This is a genomic window from Shewanella sp. SM32 (assembly GCF_025654235.1).
In the GTDB taxonomy this organism is placed as follows: Bacteria; Pseudomonadota; Gammaproteobacteria; order Enterobacterales; family Shewanellaceae; genus Shewanella; species Shewanella oncorhynchi.
On the sequence record NZ_JAKKRO010000021.1, the window covers coordinates 61,264 to 69,761 of the forward strand.

Annotated in this window: 7 protein-coding genes; 4 read left to right on the forward strand and 3 right to left on the reverse strand. The window is 43.1% G+C overall.

The features are described 5' to 3' along the window. Positions 1–767 precede the first annotated feature (767 nt). Positions 768–2,015 (forward strand): sodium:proton antiporter NhaD, encoded by a 1,248-nt coding sequence (nhaD, locus tag L5M10_RS10870; protein WP_028760859.1) that lies wholly within the window; start codon positions 768–770, stop codon positions 2,013–2,015. Positions 2,016–2,122: 107 nt separating this feature from the next. Here the strand turns inward: nhaD and L5M10_RS10875 are convergent, their stop codons facing one another. Together L5M10_RS10875 and L5M10_RS10880 are read right to left on the reverse strand one after the other, a co-directional pair. Continuing rightward, the gene (locus L5M10_RS10875) at positions 2,123–3,208 is read right to left on the reverse strand and encodes a general secretion pathway protein GspB (protein ID WP_263255261.1); all 1,086 of its coding nucleotides are present in this window, start codon (positions 3,206–3,208) and stop codon (positions 2,123–2,125) included. Then, the gene (locus L5M10_RS10880) at positions 3,208–4,881 is read right to left on the reverse strand and encodes an ExeA family protein (RefSeq protein WP_263180796.1); all 1,674 of its coding nucleotides are present in this window, start codon (positions 4,879–4,881) and stop codon (positions 3,208–3,210) included. Before L5M10_RS10880 ends, L5M10_RS10875 begins: the two co-directional genes overlap by 1 nt. A 178-nt stretch (positions 4,882–5,059) precedes the next feature. Between L5M10_RS10880 and L5M10_RS10885 the strand changes: the two genes are divergently transcribed. Together L5M10_RS10885 and L5M10_RS10890 are read left to right on the forward strand one after the other, a co-directional pair. Continuing rightward, positions 5,060–6,310, forward strand: a complete 1,251-nt coding sequence (locus tag L5M10_RS10885) for a multifunctional CCA addition/repair protein (protein WP_263175529.1) — start codon at positions 5,060–5,062, stop codon at positions 6,308–6,310. A gap of 233 nt (positions 6,311–6,543) precedes the next feature. After that, entirely contained in the window at positions 6,544–6,810 is a 267-nt protein-coding gene (locus tag L5M10_RS10890; protein ID WP_006080732.1) for an Lpp/OprI family alanine-zipper lipoprotein, read from the forward strand. A gap of 622 nt (positions 6,811–7,432) precedes the next feature. Here the strand turns inward: L5M10_RS10890 and L5M10_RS10895 are convergent. Continuing rightward, positions 7,433–8,275, reverse strand: coding sequence for an SAM-dependent methyltransferase (locus tag L5M10_RS10895; protein ID WP_263255262.1), 843 nt, complete (start codon positions 8,273–8,275; stop codon positions 7,433–7,435). Positions 8,276–8,325: 50 nt separating this feature from the next. Here L5M10_RS10895 and L5M10_RS10900 point away from each other — a divergent pair. Further along, positions 8,326–8,498, forward strand: a 173-nt coding sequence (locus L5M10_RS10900; protein WP_263179001.1) for a transposase, incomplete at its 3' end; no start/stop codon positions are given.

Here is an 8,498-nt window from a genome sequence, read left to right on the forward strand (position 1 = left end):
TAACAAAGGGACGCCAATGCGTCCCTTTGCTTTTATTAGATTTAGTTAGCTTTGTGTCGCTTTAATAACGATCAGACTTTTTAGAACCTAAAGCCGATTTAAATATTTTCGCAGCCACCATGAATTGTAAGGTCAAGTGGATATGCTCAATAACGTGCTAAGGCCAACCCATCACGCCCAGCGCAATAAGTTGCTTACCACAATACGTTAACCAAACGAGTGAGCCTAAAAGCAAAAGATTCCGGATAATAAATGTCATTTTCCTCTACTTCAAAAACACAATATCCAGTATTGATACCCAAACAAGCTCAAGACGCAGAATTCTGCGGGACTGAGTGCTAAGAGCACTCAACTTCCGAGCGGGCACTAATTCAAAAGGTAAGCATTAAAAATGCCTGCCTACATAGGCATGACAATTCAGGAATATCGCCCTGAATAAAAATTAATTGAAGAATATGCAAACTAACTGCTTAGACTTTAATCGTAGATCTCACTTTTAACACGGTAATCAAATCAAACAATACAGTTAATAACGCTGCAATAATCACAAAAACCAATATATAAAACTAATTGGCAACCAAAAATCATGAGATAGACATCACAAAGAGGCATTAAATTGAGTTACAGCTAACAGTTGCGTTCTCTAGCCCATTATGTTCTGATCCGCACGCGCTAACACGGCTAGCTTAATTTAGCCTTGATATGCCCAATCTTTAGGTTGACTCAAGTCGCCCTACGACATCAAAACAGCAGTTGGAATTGCAGTTATGTTAAATACCTTTCTCATCTTACTGGCCGTGCTCGCATTGCTCAGTATTATTTTCGAAGAAGTGACCCACCTTAATAAAGCAAAAACCACCTTATTCTTTGGCTGTATCTCTTGGGTAGCGCTGTTTATGGCTGCAGGGGAACCGGCTAATGAGAAAATCGTTGCCCATCAGCTCAATGAAAATTTGCTCGAGATTGCCACACTTTGGCTCTTTCTGATGTCGACCATGACCTTCGTAGCATATTTGAATGCTAAGGGTATGATCCAAATCATGGTGCAAAAGCTGTTTCCACAGAAAGTATCAGTGCGTATGTTAATGATCCAAGTTGCCCTGTTTGCACTCGTGCTCTCAGCATTTTGTGATAACGTCACCGCGACTTTGGTGTCTTTAGGTTTATTAACCACCTTTAAACTCGACAAGCAAATGCGCCGTAGAATGGCAGTGTTGATTATCTTCGCGGTGAACTCAGGCGGTGTAGCCCTGATCACTGGTGATGTAACGACATTGATGATCTTCTTAGCTGGACATGTGCATATGTCTGAACTATTGATGTTGTTTATCCCTTCAGCCGTCAGCGTGATTTTACTGGCAACCCTATTCTCACTCAAAGCCGAAGGTGTTGTGAGCACGACGCCAATCAAACATACTTATCAAACCGTTGATGTATTGATTGCCCTCGTCTTCTTCTGCACCATTTTAATGACCATGCTACTCAACATATTGTTTGGTATCCCGCCAGTGTTAACCTTCTTAACGGGTCTATCAATTATGTTCCTGATTGGTCATACCACGCGCAGTGATAAAGAAGAAATCAAGATCCTAGAGTATATTCGCCAAGTTGAATACGACACTCTGTTGTTCTTCTTAGGTATTTTACTGCTCGTTGGTATGCTTAAAGAAATTGGCACCTTAGACATGTTGACTGAAGCTTATACTCAGTTTAATCCAAACATCTCTAACTTCGTCACGGGTATGGGCTCAGCCTTAATTGATAACGTACCGCTAACTGCGGCATTGTTAAAAGCCAATCCAGTACTGAGTACTCCTGAATGGCTTGGCTTGACTTACAGCGTCGGGGTAGGTGGTTCACTGCTGATTATCGGTTCAGCATCAGGTATTGTTGCCATGAGTAAAGTGAAAGAACTGACTTTTGTGAGTTACTTGAAATATGTTCCTGCACTTTTCCTCTGCTACAGCGTCGGTTACGCACTGACCCTATTCTTAGCCAACAGACTGTTTGATTAAGTTGATATTCACTAAGATCAAAAAAGGCGCCTAGTGCGCCTTTTTTATCAACTACTTATTCATTGTTACCACAAATAACCGCTAGCATGACTTATCGTAATACCTGATTAGATTGCGGGCACCTTAAACTGGGTTCCTTGAATATCTAACACTATGTCCCTTGGACGAATAGAGATGATTTTCAGCTTACCAGCAATCATATCCCCTTCTTGTAACTCGGCACCGTCTACATTCAGCCATCTCTGCGCAGGGTCGCTGGAATAAACATGAGCAACGATATTAAATTCAGGCACTTGTAATTGTAGGCCTGCAGGTAATTGGCCGTATTTCGGAATTTCATCCACAGCAGTTTTGGGGATAGGATCTAATTTAGCTTCAGTGACATTCGTCTCTGCAGCATTAACATATTCCACATCCTTTAATGCATTTTGAAAGGAAGCCACTAACTTATCTTCATCGCGACTTTTATTGGTCTCTAAACCGACATCTTCCGCCGCGGCACTGACTTGCTGACGCAGGGCTTCAAGACTCGCTAGACCCGACTCATTGGCATTAGCGCCTAACATCATAGGCTGCTGTGATTGCGTCTCTGCTGGCACAACCGCTTCCTGACTTGCCGCATCGACTTGGGCTGACGTCGACATATAATCTGCGTAGCTTGAATCACTAAAACCCGAATTGCTATCACTTTGAGCCGGCATACCAACAGAATTGGTCGTTATATTCGCGCTAGCATTCATTTCAGGCGCATTTGATACTACAGTCTCAGCCTGAAATTGCGGCGATACCGTTAGCTCGGGTAAAGTCTGCGTCCGAGGAAGCGCCACTTTCCCAGCAAGCCGAACACCTGAAGCAGCACTGGGCTCAACTTGGAGCTCAGAGGCAGATCCTACCGCGGTAGACTGAAGCTCATTTTTAATCCCAGTCGAAGGTGGCAATGATGAAATTGATGGCAGTACATTAGCCACTGCCACAGTACCACTTTGGGAAAGTCGAGTTTTATTCCAAACGCTTAATCCCCAAGCCACACCAATTCCAGCGGCAACTGCAACGACTAATAAAGACAGTTTTCCTATCGGCACACCCGATTTACGTGGCTGTGGATAATTCGCCCTTGGCGTCATCACAGCATCAGGTAACGGTGATTGTTGCTGTTGTTTATTGCGGGTTACAGCATCGAGTAAAATGGACATCAGCTGCGCGCCCCATCATCAGTTAACCGTGGGCCTTGCTGACTTAAATACAAATTTAATCTCACTAATGTTTGATTCCCTGCAATACCATCGGCTTTTAATCCATGCTGACTTTGGAAGGTTTTAAGATCATTTTCCAATTGCACATCAAATTGATTAACCCGACGGGGGCTACGACCATTCACATGGGCTAACGCATTCTCTAACCACTGTAATTGACCAGGACTCGATTTTTGACTGATATCCATCATAGGCAAATTAGGTGCTTGCCATAATATTTCGAAGGTGCCACTGAAATGTTGATTAAACCAAGCTCTATCAACCCAAAGTTGCTGCTCACCCAGTTGCATCAGTAATTGTTCCCCCTCTACCGCAAGCACTGCACCATAAAAATCTTGTTGCTTGTCATCAACCAAATACACGACAGCCGGATAATTAAGCCGAGTCAGTGACATCCAGTTACCCTGCTGTTGATAGCAAGCTAATCCTTGCTCAACCGCCGATTGGCAAGCCGTCAAGCCTTTATAGGGCACTTTGCCCCACACGCTAAATAAACCTGCAAAAGCAGTATCGATATTGCGACTCTGATTAATCGCCTCGTTTAACAGACGTTGATTAGGATCGGGAATGGAAGTCTGACCGCTTGGTTGATTAGTCGGTTTTACTGACTTATCAGCGATGTATTCCCCGCCTAAGGTTTGAGCATTTAATGACGCCACATTTGTTGGCACAGACCCAGAAACCAAATTGGACGCTGGCACCGTATTGACTGACTTATCAGTAAATAACCAATAAGACACACCAAACGCAACACATAACGCCGCAGCGGTTGCTGTCGGCCACAAATACCTATTTTGAGTCGGTTCTTCTTCACCTAATACTTCAGCCGCAGCTTGCCGCACCATATGATGATCTATGGGCACCCGCGATTGTGCATAGCCTGCCATCAGTGAACGTTCACATAAAAGGTTAATTAATCGAGGGATGCCGCCACTGTATTTCTGCAAAACGTTAACGGCTTTACGGGTGAATAAAGGCTCAAACCGCCCTGCCACTTGCAAACGATGCAGCACATAGAGGGCGATTTCATCTTCATTGAGCGGCAATAAATGATAACGAGCCGTGATCCGCTGGGCTAACTGACGCAATTCTTGGCGCTTCAATAACAGCTGTAATTCCGGCTGACCGATTAAAATCACCTGCAGTAACTTCTTAGTGTCCGTCTCCAAATTGGTCAGAAGACGCAATTGCTCCAGCACCTCAGGACGTAAATGCTGTGCTTCATCGATAATGAGCACGGTATTACGACCTTTGCTGTGATTTGCCAATAAAAAACGGCTCAAGTGATCAGTCAATTGCTTGAGTGTAGGATTATCGCCGTAGGAAATCTTAAGCTCATCACAAAGCGTTGCGAGTAATTCAAGCTCAGTTAACGACGGATTAAGGATAAAAGCAGTATCGGTATTGTCGGGCAATTGCCCAAGTAAACAACGAGATACTGTTGTTTTACCCGTACCGACTTCCCCTGTTAACAACACAAAGCCGCCCGTTTCCCCTAACCCATAGGTTAAATGGGCTAACGCCTCTCTGTGCCTATCACTCAGAAACAAATAATGGGGATTGGGTGCAATTGAAAAAGGGTTATCGCTGAGTCCGTAAAAGGCCTTGTACATACCACCAATCATCCTAATTTAAAAATAACGCCCCACGTTAAAGCGTCCCAATGTTATTGTCAAAATATCTGCAACATCAATGTGACAGATAAGTGCGCAAATATCTCGCAACGACTTTATCCATCATCTTAATGAGCGTGATAAGCTATGTTCATGACACATTAGCCGAATCTTGCCTGTGAAAATATATCTCGTCGGCGGTGCTGTACGTGACAGCCTGCTCAATCTTCCCATTAAAGATAAAGATTACCTCGTCGTTGGAGCAACACCAGAACAAATGTTGCATCAGGGTTACCGCCAAGTGGGTAAAGATTTCCCCGTATTTCTACATCCCAAAAATCAACAAGAATATGCTTTAGCCCGAACCGAACGAAAAATTGGTCTGGGTTATGGTGGTTTTAGCTGCCACGCCAGCCCTGATGTGACTTTAGAACAAGATTTGTTGCGCCGAGATCTAACCATCAATGCGATCGCCCAAGATGAAAAGGGCAACTTATATGATCCTTTTAATGGTATTGAGGATATTAACGCGCGCCTGTTACGCCATGTGTCGGATGCTTTCGTTGAAGATCCACTGCGAGTGTTACGCGTCGCCCGCTTTGCCGCAAGGTTTCATGCCTTAGGATTTCAAATTGCCGCAGAAACCCTGGCACTGATGCGTCAAATTAGCGCAAGCGATGAGCTTAGCGCTTTAACGGCGGAGCGAGTTTGGCAAGAAGTTGATAAAAGTTTAGGCGGACCTCACCCAGAGGTCTTTTTTGAGGTACTTCACCAATGTGGCGCACTCGAAGTCCTATTCCCTGAAATTCACGCCTTATTTGGCATACCTCAACCTGAAAAATGGCATCCTGAAATAGATACTGGCGTGCATACCTTAATGGTGCTCGCTCAAGCCGCACTGCTGACTGAGGATAAAAGCGTTCGGTTTGCCGCCCTAGTACATGATTTGGGCAAAGCACTGAGTCCAAAAGAGCATTTACCAAAGCATCACGGCCATGGCCAGAAAGGCTTGCCACTCATAAAAGCCCTCTGTACACGTTTACGAGTACCCAATGAGGCACGCGATCTGGCGTTACTCGTCAGCGACCAACATCAGAACGTCCATCAGGCATTCGAGCTCAGAGCCGAAACTATCGTTAAAATATTCGATAAAGCTGACTTTTGGCGTAAACCAGAGCGCTTAACGCAACTTATATTAGCTTGCACCGCAGATATGCGCGGCCGCACAGGATTTGAAAACATCCCATATCCTCAGGGAGAGTATTTAACTCAGTGCTTCACTGTCGCCAATAATGTCGATATTGCCGCCATCATTGCCACTGGTTTCCAAGGCGCAGAGATAAAACAAGCCTTAAATTTACATCGAGTTGAAGCCGTCAGTCAGTTTAAACAAAAAATGCAAACAAAACTGCCGATGGACAACCAGTAATTTGTAAAGGATTTGTAAGTCGTGCATCACTGCATGGTGAATAATGCCCCTTTTTACGATTAGAAATGTCGATATCACATAGAAAAAAAGCTTTTAAAAAAAATTTATATGCCTATAGTGGTTAAACACATTAATATTCGTAGCAAATTAAAATAGCTATGTCATAATTAGGCAGTTTCGCTTACAAAGTAACGAAACATTCAAATCCAACCTATTTTAAGGGATTTTTTACAATGAACAAAAAAGTACTGATGATTGCTGGTTTAGCAATGACTGCCCTACTAGGTGGTTGCGCGAACACTACTGCTCTGGAAGAAAGCGTTGCAACTCTGGGCAACAAAGTTGATCAATTGTCAGCTGATGTTGGTTCTCTGAAATCAGAGCAAAGCAAACTGTCTGCAGACGTTAAAGATGCAAAAGCAGCATCTATGGACGCACAAGCAGAAGCTAAACGCGCAAACGACCGTTTAGACAACGTTGCTTCTCGTTACAAGAAGTAATGAAAGGTAATTTAGCTTACTATTTAGTAAGTTAAGACAAAAGGCTTAAGAAAGATGAAAGCGATAAGCACATCAATCTAAGCCTTTTTTTATGCCTGCAATTCAAGATTGCCATGCAAAGAATAGCGAGTGCGGCAATACAAAATCGCTAAATTGATTTTAAACTTCCAAAGGCATGTTAAAGGCGATTCGCCTACCTCCCCCCTAAAAGTTAGCCTTGGCATACTTCTGTATAAACGAGTGCTATCCCTCTTTTAAATAAAGTCGCATTATTAATCTAAACTTCTCGTTTGCGTTTTTAAGCATCCCTAACAATCAGCCTCATTTATCATAAAAAATGTATTTATGGGAAATGAAAGCTATTAATTTAAAGCACAGCTATAGATAAAAAAATCGAGGCTATATGGGAAACAAAGGCAATAAGAAGGTTGTATTTGTCACTGAACAAATAGGCCTAAAGTTAAAAATAATAACACCTTCAGCCTATCCAACATAAAAACAACATAAAAACGTCAAGCAGAATCATAGACTTGAGTAATATAGCCTTTTAAAACATCAAAAAAACATCTAACTAAGCCTATGAATTGTCTTAAAATTAACCGCATCGACTGCAAGTTTTAACCTATAGCGATTCACTCACGCCTTTATGTGCTAAGACTAATACATAGTCAATTTCTAGCAACTCAAAATGATTAGCTTGAATATCGTGTTTCATCTTGTCAGTTGCACGCCACGCATAGGGTGCCATATCCAATAACGTTAATGCCTGTTCACCTGTAACTGATAAAGTAAAGCGCAGTGACTGAGTTTCTTTTACCAATAATGCTGAGGGTAAATTCACTTGGAAAGGTTTTTCAGCCAAGTCGGAATAAATATATTCTCTGAGTTGCCATAGATGTCGTGGCCCAGGCATAACCAGTAACATGGTCCCATCGTCTTTCAATACCCTGACAGACTCTTTTCCCTTTAACGGCCTATCAATAACAGTAATAAAATCCACACAATTATCGGCAAAGGGTAATTTTTTAGAAGAGCTTAAACACAAGATCCCAGGAGTCTGCGCTTTTGCTGCAGCAAAAATAGCATTTTCTGCGTCCGCTACACCCACGTACTGGACGTTTCGCGGATTTTCGACCTCTGCCAACTTGGAGGCTAAAGCACGCAAATAGAAGCCCTCAGCGCATTCATAATCCAATAAACAAGCGTCAGGCTTGATAGAGCCGGTGATTATCTCAGCCAATTTATCGATTAAAGGCGAAAAGATGCCTGATTCGAGAAGAAAACGCTTAGCCCTAACTTGCTCGCGCGAATCCCCTGTCGGCTTTTGGCGTTGTGGTTTAGTAAAAACCCAATAACCTTGCTCATTTCGATCAAAATGATGCTTATTTGCACAATAAAAACCTTGGGAGGCTTTGTGTTGTTTTAACGCAAGTCCGCAGGCCCCCTGTGTCAGGATTGTTGTCACCCCTAAATAATCATTATGTTTAAAGACAGGGTGCGGCAAAAGAGAACGATATGGCTCGGTATTCACCAGAACGTAAAGAGGCGATCCTTAAAAAATTATTACCTCCTCACAACTTAACGGTCGCAGAGGTCGCTCGGGAAGAAGGCATCGCGGTGCAAACCTTGTATCATTGGCGAGATATTGCCAGAAAAGAAGGTCGCCCCGTGCCAGGTAAAACATTAAC

Coding starts and splice junctions, on each gene's coding strand:
- nhaD (WP_028760859.1), top strand. CDS start 768: ATGTTAAATACCTTTCTCATCTTACTGGCCGTGCTCGCATTGCTCAGT.
- L5M10_RS10875 (WP_263255261.1), bottom strand. CDS start 3,208: ATGTCCATTTTACTCGATGCTGTAACCCGCAATAAACAACAGCAACAA.
- L5M10_RS10880 (WP_263180796.1), bottom strand. CDS start 4,881: ATGTACAAGGCCTTTTACGGACTCAGCGATAACCCTTTTTCAATTGCA.
- L5M10_RS10890 (WP_006080732.1), top strand. CDS start 6,544: ATGAACAAAAAAGTACTGATGATTGCTGGTTTAGCAATGACTGCCCTA.